Annotated in this window: 15 protein-coding genes and 1 riboswitch; of the genes, 8 read left to right on the top strand and 7 right to left on the bottom strand. The window is 56.6% G+C overall.

Features of this window, described 5'->3' with window-relative positions; translation table 11 throughout:
* Positions 1–37: 37 nt before the first annotated feature.
* Positions 38–1,144, top strand: coding sequence for an ABC transporter permease (locus tag ABLU96_RS18710; RefSeq protein ID WP_004849064.1), 1,107 nt, complete (start codon positions 38–40; stop codon positions 1,142–1,144).
* Between the two features lie 60 nt (positions 1,145–1,204).
* On the opposite strand, the gene ABLU96_RS18705 is transcribed toward ABLU96_RS18710, so the two are convergent.
* Positions 1,205–1,642, bottom strand: a complete 438-nt coding sequence (locus tag ABLU96_RS18705; RefSeq protein WP_004130686.1) for a YbhQ family protein — start codon at positions 1,640–1,642, stop codon at positions 1,205–1,207.
* A gap of 143 nt (positions 1,643–1,785) precedes the next feature.
* Here ABLU96_RS18705 and ABLU96_RS18700 point away from each other — a divergent pair, with 143 nt between their 5' ends.
* From ABLU96_RS18700 to ABLU96_RS18690, 3 genes are read left to right on the top strand one after another with little or no spacing between them, the layout of a single operon-like run.
* Positions 1,786–2,535 carry an endonuclease/exonuclease/phosphatase family protein gene (locus ABLU96_RS18700; protein WP_077267780.1) on the top strand — a complete coding sequence of 250 codons (750 nt, stop codon included), beginning with the start codon at positions 1,786–1,788 and terminating at the stop codon, positions 2,533–2,535.
* Positions 2,532–3,776, top strand: a complete 1,245-nt coding sequence (gene clsB / locus ABLU96_RS18695; RefSeq protein ID WP_014837867.1) for a cardiolipin synthase ClsB — start codon at positions 2,532–2,534, stop codon at positions 3,774–3,776. Before ABLU96_RS18700 ends, clsB begins: the two co-directional genes overlap by 4 nt.
* On the top strand, positions 3,776–4,741 hold the full coding sequence (locus tag ABLU96_RS18690) for a YbhN family protein (protein ID WP_025108110.1): 966 nt from the start codon (positions 3,776–3,778) through the stop codon (positions 4,739–4,741). Before clsB ends, ABLU96_RS18690 begins: the two co-directional genes overlap by 1 nt.
* Before the next feature lie 104 nt (positions 4,742–4,845).
* Here ABLU96_RS18690 and ABLU96_RS18685 read toward each other — a convergent pair whose 3' ends face one another.
* The 6 genes from ABLU96_RS18685 to moaA form a co-directional block, all read right to left on the bottom strand.
* Entirely contained in the window at positions 4,846–5,550 is a 705-nt protein-coding gene (locus ABLU96_RS18685; protein WP_025108111.1) for a Bax inhibitor-1/YccA family protein, read from the bottom strand.
* A 44-nt stretch (positions 5,551–5,594) separates the two neighbouring features.
* Positions 5,595–6,047 (bottom strand): molybdopterin synthase catalytic subunit MoaE, encoded by a 453-nt coding sequence (moaE, locus tag ABLU96_RS18680; RefSeq protein WP_004849058.1) that lies wholly within the window; start codon positions 6,045–6,047, stop codon positions 5,595–5,597.
* 1 nt (position 6,048) lies between these two features.
* Complete coding sequence (moaD, locus tag ABLU96_RS18675; protein WP_004849056.1) at positions 6,049–6,297, bottom strand: molybdopterin synthase sulfur carrier subunit; 249 nt, start codon at positions 6,295–6,297, stop codon at positions 6,049–6,051.
* Positions 6,290–6,778: a cyclic pyranopterin monophosphate synthase MoaC gene (moaC, locus tag ABLU96_RS18670; RefSeq protein WP_014228494.1), complete on the bottom strand. Its 489-nt coding sequence runs from the start codon at positions 6,776–6,778 to the stop codon at positions 6,290–6,292. Before moaC ends, moaD begins: the two co-directional genes overlap by 8 nt.
* A 3-nt stretch (positions 6,779–6,781) precedes the next feature.
* Positions 6,782–7,294 carry a molybdenum cofactor biosynthesis protein B gene (gene moaB, locus ABLU96_RS18665; protein WP_009653795.1) on the bottom strand — a complete coding sequence of 171 codons (513 nt, stop codon included), beginning with the start codon at positions 7,292–7,294 and terminating at the stop codon, positions 6,782–6,784.
* A gap of 21 nt (positions 7,295–7,315) precedes the next feature.
* A complete protein-coding gene (moaA, locus tag ABLU96_RS18660; protein WP_064377843.1) occupies positions 7,316–8,305 on the bottom strand; it encodes a GTP 3',8-cyclase MoaA in 990 nt (329 codons plus the stop codon).
* Positions 8,293–8,431: riboswitch (molybdenum cofactor riboswitch) on the bottom strand. Its footprint overlaps the gene before it by 13 nt.
* 209 nt (positions 8,432–8,640) lie before the next feature.
* Here moaA and yvcK point away from each other — a divergent pair.
* The 4 genes from yvcK (at position 8,641) to pmrB (ending at position 13,070) form a co-directional block, all read left to right on the top strand.
* Positions 8,641–9,546 carry a uridine diphosphate-N-acetylglucosamine-binding protein YvcK gene (yvcK, locus tag ABLU96_RS18655; protein ID WP_004849048.1) on the top strand — a complete coding sequence of 302 codons (906 nt, stop codon included), beginning with the start codon at positions 8,641–8,643 and terminating at the stop codon, positions 9,544–9,546.
* 110 nt (positions 9,547–9,656) lie between these two features.
* Positions 9,657–11,300: a phosphoethanolamine transferase EptA gene (eptA, locus tag ABLU96_RS18650; protein WP_048261157.1), complete on the top strand. Its 1,644-nt coding sequence runs from the start codon at positions 9,657–9,659 to the stop codon at positions 11,298–11,300.
* On the top strand, positions 11,297–11,968 hold the full coding sequence (pmrA, locus tag ABLU96_RS18645) for a two-component system response regulator PmrA (RefSeq protein WP_004849045.1): 672 nt from the start codon (positions 11,297–11,299) through the stop codon (positions 11,966–11,968). Before eptA ends, pmrA begins: the two co-directional genes overlap by 4 nt.
* A 4-nt stretch (positions 11,969–11,972) precedes the next feature.
* Entirely contained in the window at positions 11,973–13,070 is a 1,098-nt protein-coding gene (pmrB, locus tag ABLU96_RS18640) for a two-component system sensor histidine kinase PmrB (protein WP_014228490.1), read from the top strand.
* Positions 13,071–13,356 lie beyond the last annotated feature (286 nt).

Genomic DNA, 13,356 nt, shown 5'->3' with positions numbered 1-13,356 from the left:
CGCAGCGCAGTCCGGGATTACAAAGAGAGAATATAAGATGTTTCATCGCTTATGGACGTTAATCCGCAAAGAGCTACAGTCGCTGTTGCGTGAACCGCAGACGCGGGCGATTTTGATTATGCCGGTGCTCATTCAGGTGCTGCTGTTCCCCTTTGCCGCCACGCTGGAGGTAACGAACGCCACCATCGCCATCTATAACGAAGACAACGGCAAGCACGCCGTGGAGCTGACCCAGCGCTTTGCCCGCGCCAAAGCCTTCACCCACGTGCTGTTACTGAAAAGCCCTCAGGAAATAAGACCGACCATCGATGAACAAAAAGCGCTATTGGTCGTGCGTTTCCCGGCGGATTTTTCGCGCAACCTCGACACCAACCAGACCGCCCCGCTCCAGCTGCTGCTGGACGGGCGCAACTCCAACAGCGCGCAAATTGCCGCCAACTACCTCCAGCAGATCGTCAAAAGCTATCAGCAGGACCTGCTGGAAGGCAAAGCCAAACCGAACAATAGCGAGCTGGTGGTACGCAACTGGTATAACCCGAATCTCGATTACAAATGGTTCGTGGTGCCGTCGCTGATCGCCATGATCACCACCATCGGCGTAATGATCGTCACCTCGCTCTCCGTTGCCCGCGAGCGCGAACAGGGGACGCTCGACCAGCTGCTGGTCTCGCCGCTGGCAACCTGGCAGATCTTTATCGGTAAAGCGGTCCCGGCGCTGATTGTCGCCACCCTGCAGGCGACCATCGTGCTGGGGATCGGTATCTGGGCCTATCAGATTCCCTTCGCTGGCTCACTGCTGCTGTTTTACTTCACGATGATCGTTTACGGTCTGTCGCTGGTAGGATTCGGACTGCTGATTTCGTCGCTGTGCTCCACGCAGCAGCAGGCGTTTATCGGCGTATTCGTCTTTATGATGCCGGCGATTTTACTCTCCGGCTACGTTTCGCCGGTGGAAAATATGCCGGTATGGCTACAAAACCTGACGTGGGTGAACCCGATTCGTCATTTCACCGATATCACCAAGCAGATCTATTTGAAGGATGCGAGTCTGGAAATCGTGTGGGGAAGTTTGTGGCCGCTACTGGTCATAGCGGCCACCACCGGCTCGGCGGCGTATGCGATGTTCCGAAGAAAGATCGCGTAATACTCGTCATCGTTCAAGCCACAACTGTGCTGGCTCGCCTTGCTCCCCCCAGTCACATAGTTATCTATGCTTCTGGGGATTCGCTGCGTTGCCGCCTTGTTGTAGCCCGAACGATTTAGCGTATCTGTTTTTATCTTTTGCCAGCAGTGAAACCACCGCCGGACCGGCCAGTATTGCCAGCCCGGCGAGGGCCAGCAGCAGGTTATTGTGCAGCACGCGCGACAGCAGCCACAGCACGATCACCGCGGTACCGAAGTACCAGGTGGTGGTGAGTTCCTCAAGGAAATCACCGACGTCGCGCCAGCGCTCATCGTGATGGCGCTGCAAAAACAGCATCGACACTAACGTGACGCCGTACAGCACGCACAAACCTAATCCGACGCGCACCAGCGCGCCGCTCATCCAACCCATCACCAGTACTGCCACGACCAGTAGATGCAACATAATCTGCCAGCAACTAAGACCCGTTGCGACGCGTACACGTTGTTGCCACTTCATGGCTTCTCTCCTGAAGGATTTTTCTCTGCTACTCAGAGTACCGCACTTTACGGAAAATTCCGTATCACCGCATCTTTTTGTGACCTCTACTACACTATTTCCTACAGGAAAGTGACATTGCCCAGAGAAATAAGGACAAACAAATGCCGCGATTTTCGTTAAACGTGCTGACAATTAACACTCATAAAGGGTTTACTGCGTTCAATCGCCGCTTTATTTTGCCCGAATTACGCGAAGCGGTGCGCAGCGTCAGCGCCGACATTGTTTGCCTGCAGGAGGTGATGGGGGCGCACGAAATTCATCCGCTGCATATCGAAAACTGGCCGGATACCACCCACTATGAGTTTCTGGCCGATACCATGTGGAGCGATTATGCCTACGGTCGTAACGCCGTTTACCCGGAAGGGCATCACGGCAACGCGGTCCTCTCCCGCTTCCCCATCGAACATTATCAAAATCTCGATGTTTCGGTCGGCAACAGCGAAAAGCGCGGCCTGCTCTACTGCCGCATCGTCCCGCCGGAAAGCGGCATCGCTATCCATTTATTCTGCGTGCACCTGGGACTGCGCGCTCATCAACGTCAGGCCCAGCTGACAATGCTGGCAGACTGGGTGAACGGTTTACCCGCGGGCGAACCGGTGGTGGTAGCCGGTGATTTTAACGACTGGCGGCAGCAGGCGAACCGCCAGCTTAAAGCCCAGGCCGGGCTGGAGGAGATTTTTACCCACGCCAGAGGGCGCCCGGCGCGCACTTTCCCGGTCAGCTTTCCGCTGCTGCGACTTGACCGCATCTACGTAAAAAACGCCCACGCCAGCCAGCCCAGAGCGCTGGCGTTAAAACAGTGGCGTCATCTGTCCGATCATGCACCGCTTAGCGTGGAGATACATCTGTGAAATGCAGCTGGCAGGAAGGAAACCGCATTCGGCTATTAGAAAATGGCGATAACTATTATCCGGCCCTGTTTGCCGCCATCGGCCGCGCGCAGCAGCGGGTGATCCTTGAGTCTTTTATCTGGTTTGAAGATGACGTCGGCAAACAGCTCCATGCCGTTCTGTTAAAAGCGGCCCAGCGCGGCGTGCGCGTCGAGGTCTTACTGGACGGCTACGGCTCGCCGGATTTAAGCGAAAGCTTTGTGGGCGAGCTGACGTCGGCTGGCGTGATTTTTCGCTATTACGATCCGCGCCCGCGCCTGCTCGGCATGCGCACCAATTTATTTCGCCGTATGCATCGCAAAATCGTGGTGATTGACGACGTTACCGCCTTTGTCGGCGGCATTAACTACTCCGCCGAGCACATGACCGATTACGGTCCGGAGGCCAAACAGGATTACGCCGTACAGGTCGAAGGGCCGGTAGTGCTCGATATTCTGCAATTTGAACTCGAAAACCTCCCCACCAGCGAAGCGACCCGACGCTGGTGGCAGCGGCGTCGGCATAAGCCTGAAATCAACCGCAACCCCGGCGAAGCGCAGGCGCTGTTTATCTGGCGGGATAATCAGGATCATCGCGATGATATTGAGCGTCACTATCTGAAGATGCTGACCAGCGCCCGCCGGGAAGTGATTATCGCTAACGCCTACTTTTTCCCCGGCTATCGGCTGCTGCACGCTATGCGCAACGCTGCCCGCCGCGGCGTGCGCGTTAAGCTCATCGTTCAGGGTGAGCCGGATATTCCGATTGTCAAATTCGGCGCGCGCCTGCTCTACCACTATCTGGTAAAAGGCGGCGTGCAGATTTTCGAATATCGCCGCCGTCCGCTACACGGCAAAGTGGCGCTGGCGGACGATCACTGGGCCACTGTGGGCTCCAGCAACCTCGACCCCCTGAGCCTGTCGCTGAATCTGGAAGCCAACCTGGTGATTCACGACCGCGAGTTTAACCAGACGCTGCGCGATAATCTCAATGGCTTAATCCTTAACGACTGCCGCGAGGTCGATAAGCGCATTTTGTCGAAACGAACCTGGTGGCGGCTCGGCATTAGCGTGCTGGCGTTCCACTTCCTGCGCCACTTCCCTGCCTGGGTCGGATGGCTACCGGCCCATACGCCGCTGCTGTCGCGGGTTCAGCCCCCGGTACAGCCAGAAATAGAAACCCAGGACCGCGTGGACCCGGAAAACCAGGAGGTGAAATCCTGATGGCGAAATCTCACCCTCGCTGGCGGATGGCGAAAAAAATCCTGACGGTGCTCTTTTTTATCGCCGTCGTCGTTCTGCTGGTGGTCTACGCGCAAAAAATCGACTGGCAGGACGTGTGGAAGGTCATTCGCGATTACAACCGTACGGCGCTGCTCAGCGCCATCGGGTTGGTTATCGCCAGCTACCTGATCTATGGCTGCTACGACCTGCTGGGGCGCGCTTACTGCGGCCACAAGCTGGCTAAACGCCAGGTGATGCTGGTGTCGTTTATCTGCTACGCCTTTAACCTGACGCTCAGCACCTGGGTGGGTGGGATTGGTATGCGCTATCGGCTCTACTCGCGCCTCGGCCTGAGCGGCGCAACCATTACCCGTATCTTCTCCCTGAGCATTACCACCAACTGGCTGGGCTATATTCTGCTCGGCGGCATTATTTTTAGCTCCGGCATGGTGAAGGTGCCCGAGCGCTGGTATATCAGCCAGTCGTCGCTGCAAATTCTGGGCGTCGTTTTACTGCTGATTTCCGCGTTTTACCTGTGGGCCTGCGCCTTTGCTAAAAAGCGCCATCTGACGATAAAAGGCCAGCGGCTGGTTCTGCCGTCCTGGCGCTTCGCGTTATTGCAGATGGCGGTTTCCAGCCTGAACTGGATGGCGATGGGGGCGATTATCTGGCTGCTGCTGGGCCCGCAGGTGGACTATTTTCTCGTGCTCGGCGTGCTGCTGGTCAGCAGCATTGCGGGGGTTATCGTGCATATTCCGGCAGGCATTGGCGTGCTTGAGGCGGTATTTATCGCCATGCTTTCCGGGGAAGAGATTTCGCGCGGCGCGATTATTGCCGCCCTGCTTGCCTATCGCGCCCTGTACTACTTCCTGCCGCTGCTGCTGGCGACCATCGGCTACCTGATTCTGGAGAGCCGGGCGAAGCATCTGCGGGAGAAAAACCAGCGCAAGCTGGCGGGCGAGTAGTCAAAAAAGCCCCGGTCGCGGATGCTGACCGGGGCTACAGGTTCATCGTTTTCTGCGGTCTGGTAGCCCGGATAAGGCGCATCGCGCCGCCATCCGGGAACGAGTTAACGACGGTTGCCGAAAATGCGCAGCAGCATCAGGAACAGGTTGATAAAGTCCAGATACAGCGTCAGCGCCCCAAGAATCGAGTATTTGCGCAGCGTTGACGCATCGCGAACGTCAATCTGCTCGCCGATGTTTTTCAGCTTCTGGGTGTCATAGGCGGTCAGGCCGACGAAGACGATCACCCCGATGTAGGTCACCGCCCACATCAGCGCTTCGCTCTTCAGCCAGAAGTTAACCAGCGACGCCAGCAGGATACCGATAAGCGCCATAAACAGCATATTGCCGAAGCCGCTCAGGTCGCGTTTAGTGGTATAGCCGTAAAGGCTCATCACGCCAAACATCCCGCCTGCCACCACGAAGGTACTGGCGATCGATGAGTAGGTATAGACGAGGAATATACTGGATAAGGTGAGCCCGGTTAGCGCCGAATAGAGCATAAACAGAGTGGTCGCCATTCCCGCGCTCAGCCGCTGCACCATGCCGGAGAGCACAAATACCAGCCCCAGCTGGGCGATGATCAGGCCGAAAAAGGTTATTTTGCTGGAAAAGACAAACATCATCACCGCAGGGGTGTTGGCCGCAAACCACGCGATAAACGCCGTGAGCAGCAGCCCGACCGTCATCCAGCCGTACACCTGCGCCATATAAGTTTGAAGTCCGCTGCGACCCTGTACGATCGACCCGGAACGAGGATATCTATCCATGACTGTCTCCTGATTAACGAAATTTATCTTCTAAGCGTACCACACTACCAGCGTTCTGCCGCTTCACGGTCGCTATCTCGCGCATCGACCCAGCGCTCGCCTTCCGGCGTCGCCTCCCGCTTCCAGAACGGCGCGCGGGTCTTCAGGTAATCCATAATAAACTCCCCCGCCGCAAACGCGCTACCGCGGTGGGCGCTGGTGACGCCGACAAAGACAATCTCCTCCCCGGGCCACATCTCGCCGATACGGTGAATCACCGTCACCCGGCCCAGCGGCCAGCGCTCGCGCGCCTGTTCCACAATCTCCGCCAGCGACTTTTCCGTCATCCCCGGATAGTGTTCGAGGGTCAGCGCTTTGACGCTGTCGCCAAGGTTGTGGTTGCGGACCTTGCCGGTAAACGTCACTACCGCGCCGTCTTCATCGCGCTCGGCCAGCCAGGGGTATTCGTCGCCGACCTTAAAGCGGTCATGGCTGACGATAATACGCGTCTGCGTCATGTTATCCCCCGGTAACCGGCGGGAAAAACGCCACTTCATCACCGGCCGCCAGCGGGTGATCAAACGTCGTCAGCGTCTGGTTTACCGCCGCCAGCAGCTTGCCCTCCTCCAGCGCCAGCGCCCAGCGGTCGCCGCGGGCGATCAGCTGCTGGCGAACGGCTTCAACCGTGGTCAGGCCTTGCGGATCGAGCGTCAGGGAGTCGGTGCCGAGCAGTTCGCGCACCTGGGCAAAAAAAAGAACCTTAATCATGGCTATCTTCCACTCTGAAATCGCCGGACTTGCCGCCGCTTTTCGCCAGCAGGCGCACCGGACCTATCACCATATCTTTCTGCACCGCTTTGCACATATCGTAAATCGTCAGCGCGGCGACGGAAGCGGCGGTCAGGGCTTCCATCTCAACGCCGGTTTTCCCGGTCAGACGGCACAGGGATTCGATACGCACCCGGTTATGCTCGGGCTGCGCCTGCAGATTGACTTCGACTTTGCTCAGCATCAGCGGATGGCAAAGCGGAATCAGCTCCCAGGTGCGTTTTGCCGCCTGGATCCCGGCAATGCGCGCGGTGGCAAAGACATCGCCTTTGTGATGGCTACCGTCGATAATCATCGCCAGCGTCGTGGCCTGCATTTCAACATAGGCCTCGGCGCGCGCTTCGCGAACCGTCTCCGCTTTCCCTGAGACATCGACCATGTGCGCTTCGCCGGCGGCGTTAATATGGGTCAGCTGCGTCATAAATTACTTCTTAAGATGAGAGATAAAGTTGCACGGGCGCGTGCGCGCATCGAGCTGCGGCGCAATAATATTGTCCCATGCGGTACGACAGGCTTTGGTTGAGCCGGGCATCGCAAAAATCAGCGTGCGGTTCGCCACCCCGGCAACGGCGCGGGACTGCAGGGTCGAGGTACCGATCTCTTCGAAGGAGAGCATGCGGAACACCTCGCCGAAACCTTCCACTTCGCGGTCAAACAGCGGCAGCAGCGCTTCCGGCGCCTGGTCGCCGTCGGTAAAACCGGTGCCGCCGGTAATCAGCACCACCTGCACCTCATCGCCGGCAATCCACGCCGACACCTGAGCGCGAATGGCGTAGCGGTTCTCTTTCACAATCGCCTTATCGACGATGACGTGCCCCGCCTCCTCAGCCGCGTCGCGCAGCCAGTGTCCGGAGGTGTCGTCTTCTTCGCCACGTCGGCTGGAGACGGTGAGAATAGCAATACGGGTCGGGATAAACTCAGCGCTGGCCTGGCTCATCTGATCGCTCCTTAAAATGAATTATCCGCCAATATAGGACAGGTTCTGGGTAATACCGGTGTTGCCCTGATGCAGGAAGTGGGTCTGTTTTTTGTGCGTTAACGCCTCGGATATGCGCGCCTCCAGCTCCGGCTGCTGCTGCTCATCGGCGAGCAGATCGCGCAGATCGACGCCGCCTTCGCCGAACAGGCACAGGTGCAATTTACCCACGGAAGAGACGCGCAGACGGTTACAGGTAGCGCAGAAGTCTTTTTCATAAGGCATAATCAGACCGATTTCCCCGGCATAATCCGGATGGCAAAACACCTGCGCCGGGCCGTCGCTACGCTGGCGGATCTGATGGATCCAGCCGCGACGCAGCAGCTCATCGCGCAGCACCATGCCCGAGATATGATGGCGGCGGAACAGATCGCTGCCTTCGCCGGTTTCCATCAATTCAATAAAACGCAGCTGAATGCGGCGCGGCTGGATCCACGCCAGAAAAGTGTCGAGCTGGTGATGGTTAACGTCGCGCATCAACACGGTATTGACCTTCACTTTTTCGAAGCCAGCGGCAAATGCGGCATCGATGCCGTCCATCACCTGATGAAACTTGTCCTGGCCGGTGATGGCGTGAAACTGACGCGCATCGAGGCTATCCACGCTGACGTTAATCGCCGTCAGCCCGGCATCGCGCCAGCTTTCAACGTCGCGCGCCAGCCGGTAGCCGTTGGTGGTGACCGCAATCTGGCGAATAGAAGGGTTTTCCCGCACCGCGGCGATGATGTCGGTAAAATCGCGACGCAGCGAGGGTTCGCCGCCGGTCAGGCGCACCTTTTCCGTCCCCAGGGCGGAGAACGCGCGCGTCACGCGGCGAACTTCATCAACGCTGAGAAAGCCTTTATTGGTGACGGCGCCGGGCTTATAGCCATCGGGGAGACAGTAGGTGCAACGAAAGTTGCATACGTCGGTAATTGATAAACGCAGATAGTAAAACTTCCGCGCAAATGCATCGGTAAGCTGTGAAGCCATAGACACCTTTCCAAATACGGGAGACGCGGTCATTTCTTTTCGCGCCCTGGTGGCAACCGAGGTTGTCACGGCCAAAGCACCATATCTTTCGACACAGGCACAGAGGCTAGAGTGTTAGTGGGTTACGCCGAATAGTAGCGCTTTAATAACGGTTATGCCATTTCCAGTTTCGTTATATAATCATGTACATATCGATACGATCGCGTATTTTCGCTACAGAATAGCTAAAAACCACGCTTTTGCATTGATGTCGGTCAGTTTGTCAGATTCAGCCCATCGTCTTTTAGGGGTAGATCGGTTACTGTGAGCCCGATAAATAGCTATAAGGGATTTTTATGCGCAATCGCACTTTCGCCGATCTGGATCGCGTGGTGGCACTCGGCGGCGGGCACGGGCTGGGCCGGGTAATGTCATCCCTCTCTTCGCTCGGTTCACGCCTCACCGGCATCGTCACCACGACCGATAACGGCGGCTCTACGGGGCGCATTCGTCGCGCGGAAGGCGGCATCGCCTGGGGCGATATGCGCAACTGTATTAATCAGCTCATCGCCGAACCCAGCGTGGCCTCAGCGATGTTTGAGTACCGTTTTAGCGGCAACGGTGAGCTTTCCGGGCATAACCTCGGCAATTTGATGCTTAAGGCGCTGGATCACCTGAGCGTGCGCCCGCTTGAAGCGATCAATTTGATAAGGAATCTTCTTAAGGTCGACGCGTTTCTGATCCCGATGTCGGAACAACCGGTCGATCTTATGGCCATCGACCATGAAGGGCACGAAGTTTACGGTGAAGTGAATATCGATCAGCTTGCCAGCGTGCCGCGCGAGCTTATGCTCTCCCCGCCGGTGCCCACCACCCGTGAAGCGATAGAAGCCATCGCCGAAGCCGATTTAATCCTGATTGGCCCCGGCAGCTTCTATACCAGCCTGATGCCGATTCTGCTGCTTGATGAGATGGCGAAGGCGCTGCGCCGCACGCCCGCGCCAATGGTCTTTATCGATAACCTCGGCAAAGAGCATAGCCCGGCAGCCAGCCTGACGCTGGCGGACAGGGTCGCCATTATGGAGCAGCAAATTGGTAAACGGGTGATTGACGCGCTGGTTGTCGGCCCGAAAGCCGATATCGCAGGGATTAAGGATCGGGTCGTCATTCAGACGCCGCTGGACGCCAGCGATGTGCCCTATCGTCACGATCGCCAGCTGTTGCGCCGCGCGCTGGATAAAGCGATTCAGGCCTTAGGCTAATCCTCAACGCGGCCTTATTCTTGCGACAAAAACAGGCAGGCTTAAAATCTTAAGGTTGTCTTAAAAAAAAACGGGCAGCATAGCGAACATCTCTTTATGTGGACTTCGCTATGTCGTTATTTTCTTTACGTCGGCCAATGCTTAACCGTACGGTCTATTTGATTCTGTTCGCCTGCTATATTGGCCTGGCGCTGAACATCGCTTTCTATCGCCAGGCGTTTACCCTGCTGCCGGTCAACGGCCTGCATAACTGGCTGGTGTTCCTCAGTATGCCGATAGTGGCTATCAGCGTGATGAATATCATCACCACGCTAGCGTCATTTCTTAAGCTTGACCGCCTCGTTATCAGCCTGTTTATTCTGCTTAGCGCCTCGGCCCAGTATTTTATCTGGACCTTTGGCGTGGTTATCGATCGGGCGATGATCACCAATATTCTCGATACCACTCCCGCCGAAAGCTTTGCGCTACTCTCCGGAAAAATGGTCCTGATCCTGGGACTCTCCGGCATTCTGGCGGTGGTCGTGGCCTGGTGGGTTAAAATCCGCAAACCGGCAACCCTGTGGCGCAGCGTGGCGGTAAGGCTGTTGAGCATCGTGGTTTCAGCGCTGCTGATTATTCTGGTCGCGGCATTTTTCTATAAAGATTACGCCTCGCTGTTTCGCAATAACAAAGAGCTGGTTAAGTCCCTGAGCCCGTCAAACAGCATTGTGGCCGTGAACTCCTGGTATGCGCATAACAGGATGGATAATCTTCCGCTGGTCAAAATTGGCGAAGACGCGGTTCAGAAGCCGGAGATGCGCAGCGGACCGCGGAAAAACCTGACTATCGTGGTGTTAGGCGAAACCTCAAGGGCGGCAAACTTTTCCCTGAACGGCTACGCCCGCGAGACCAACCCGCGCCTGAAACAGGATAATGTTATCTATTTCCCCGACACCACGTCCTGCGGCACTGCGACCGCGGTTTCTGTACCGTGCATGTTCTCTAATATGCCGCGCGCCCACTATGATGAAGAGCTGGCGCACCATCAGGAAGGCGTGCTGGATATCCTGCAGCGCGCGGGAATTCAGGTTCAGTGGAATGATAACGACGGCGGCTGTAAAGGAGCCTGCGACCGGGTACCGCACCAGAACGTCACCGATCTCAAGCTTAGCGGCCAGTGCATCGACGGAGAATGCTACGATGAGGTGCTGTTCCATAACCTGGAGAACTATATCGATAATCTGCAGCAGGACGGGATTATCGTTCTGCACACTATCGGCAGCCACGGCCCAACCTACTACAATCGTTATCCGGCGCAGTTTAAACAGTTTACGCCCACCTGCGACACCAACGAGATTCAGAGTTGCACCCAGCAGCAGCTCACCAATACCTACGATAATACGATTTTGTATGTCGATTATGTGGTCGACAAAGCGATAAAATTACTGCAGTCAAAGCAGGATAAATTTACCACCAGCCTGGTGTATCTCTCGGATCACGGCGAGTCGCTTGGCGAGGATGGGGTGTATTTACACGGGCTACCGTGGTCCATCGCCCCGGAGACGCAAAAACACGTCCCGATGCTGCTGTGGCTGTCAGCGGATTATCAACAGCGCTATGGCGTGTCCAGCCCGTGTTTGCAGCAAAAAGCGAAAACGCAAGCGTATTCGCAGGATAATCTTTTCTCCACCCTGCTCGGTCTGCTCGGGGTCAGCACCCGCGAGTACCAGGCAACAGACGATATTTTAACGCCATGTAGAGAGGCAGGCCGATGAAAATTTTAGTCATTGAAGACGATGCGCTCCTGTTACAAGGGTTAATTCTGGCGATGCAAAGCGAGGGCTACGTTTGCGACGGCGTATCAACCGCCCACGAAGCCGCCCTCTCTCTGGCCAGCAACCACTACAGCCTGGTGGTTCTCGACCTCGGCCTGCCGGATGAAGACGGTCTGCACTTCCTGGCGCGCATGCGACGGGAGAAGTTCAGCCAGCCGGTGCTGATCCTCACCGCCCGCGATACCGTGGATGACCGCATCAGCGGCCTGGATACCGGCGCGGATGACTACCTGGTTAAGCCGTTTGCGCTGGAAGAGCTGAACGCGCGCATTCGCGCCCTACTGCGTCGTCACAATAATCAGGGCGATAACGAACTGTCCGTCGGCAATCTGCGCCTGAACGTCACCCGGCGGCTGGTCTGGCTCGGCGAGCAGTCCCTGGATTTAACGCCCAAAGAGTACGCTCTGCTTTCACGCCTGATGATGAAAGCGGGCAGCCCGGTGCATCGCGAAATTCTCTACAACGACATTTACAGCTGGGACAACGAACCGGCTACCAACACGCTGGAGGTGCATATCCATAATCTGCGCGATAAAGTCGGCAAATCACGCATCCGCACCGTCCGGGGCTTTGGCTATATGCTGGTTGATAACGCGGAGACCGAATAACGCTATGGCTTTTTTTGTCAGTGAAAACTGGACTATGCGTCATCGGCTGCTGCTGACAATTGGCGCTATTCTGGCCGTTTGTCAGCTCATCAGCGTGTTCTGGCTGTGGCATGAAAGTCAGGAGCAGATTCAGCTGCTGGTCGCCAGCGCCATTGAAGGGCATAACAATCAGAAGCATATAGAGCATGAGGTTCGCGAAGCGGTAGCCAGCCTGCTGATCCCAAGCCTGCTGATTATCGGCCTGGCGCTGTATATCTCCCTGCTGGCGGTGAAAAAAATCACAAAGCCGCTTTCCAGACTGCAGCTCGAGCTGGAAAGCCGCACCCCGGACAACCTGCAGCCTATCACGCTGAAGGAATCGGTTCCTGAAGTCACCGCGGTGACCACCGCGATTAATCAGCTGGTGTCCCGCCTGAATTTAACCCTCGATCGCGAGCGTCTGTTTACCGCCGATGTCGCCCATGAGCTGCGCACGCCGCTGGCCGGGCTGCGTCTGCACCTGGAGCTTCTGGCGAAAGTGCATGGCGTTAGCGTGGACCCGCTAATTCAGCGTCTCGATCAAATGACCAATAGCATTACCCAGCTGCTTCAGCTGGCGCGCGTTGGCCAGTCATTCTCCGCCGGAAGCTATCAGCAGGTTGCGCTGAAAGAGGATGTAATCGAACCGCTGCAGAGCGAGCTTGAGACAATGCTGCAGCAGCGCCAGCAGACGCTGGCGATCAACGTTAAGGATGGAGAGGCAATCGTGTCGGGCGACGCCACGCTGGTGCAGGTTATTTTACGTAACCTGGTCGAAAACGCGCATCGTTATAGCCCGACGGGGTCGACGATTAAAGTGTCGATAGCGCCTGGCCCAACGCCCATTCTGGCCGTTGAGGATGAAGGCCCGGGAATTGATGAGGCTAAAAGCGGTGAGTTAAGCAAAGCGTTCGTCCGCATGGACAGCCGCTATGGCGGTATTGGTCTCGGGTTAAGCATCGTCACCCGCATCGCCCAGCTGCACGACGCGCAGTTCTTTTTACATAACCGACAGCCCGGGCCCGGCGTTCGCGCCTGGGTACTCTTCCCTAAAGCTTCGCGTCAGAACGTCAGCACCCACTGATGGAAAAAGGCAACGACGATAACAAACGCGCAGGTGACTGCCAGGTATTCGCGGAAGGTTAATTTTTGCATGGCGCTATCCTCAGTAAAGTGAGGATAGTTTCGCCAAACAAGATTAAGCCAACATTAAGCATCACGGAAAATCGCGACAGAGGGGCAACAAATAACCAAAGCGTTTCGGCTCATGTGCCCGCTTTTCTGTCGGGTGGCGGCTGGCGCCTTACCCGGCCTACGAAAAACACATTCCGTCCATCGCCCGAAGACCCGGTAAGGCCCGGGCGATATTT

The sequence above is a fragment of the Klebsiella sp. CN_Kp106 genome, assembly GCF_040064575.1.
GTDB classification, from domain to species: domain Bacteria; phylum Pseudomonadota; class Gammaproteobacteria; order Enterobacterales; family Enterobacteriaceae; genus Klebsiella; species Klebsiella michiganensis.
The sequence above is the reverse complement of the archived record's forward strand: the minus strand, read 5'-3'. Positions and strand labels throughout refer to the sequence as shown.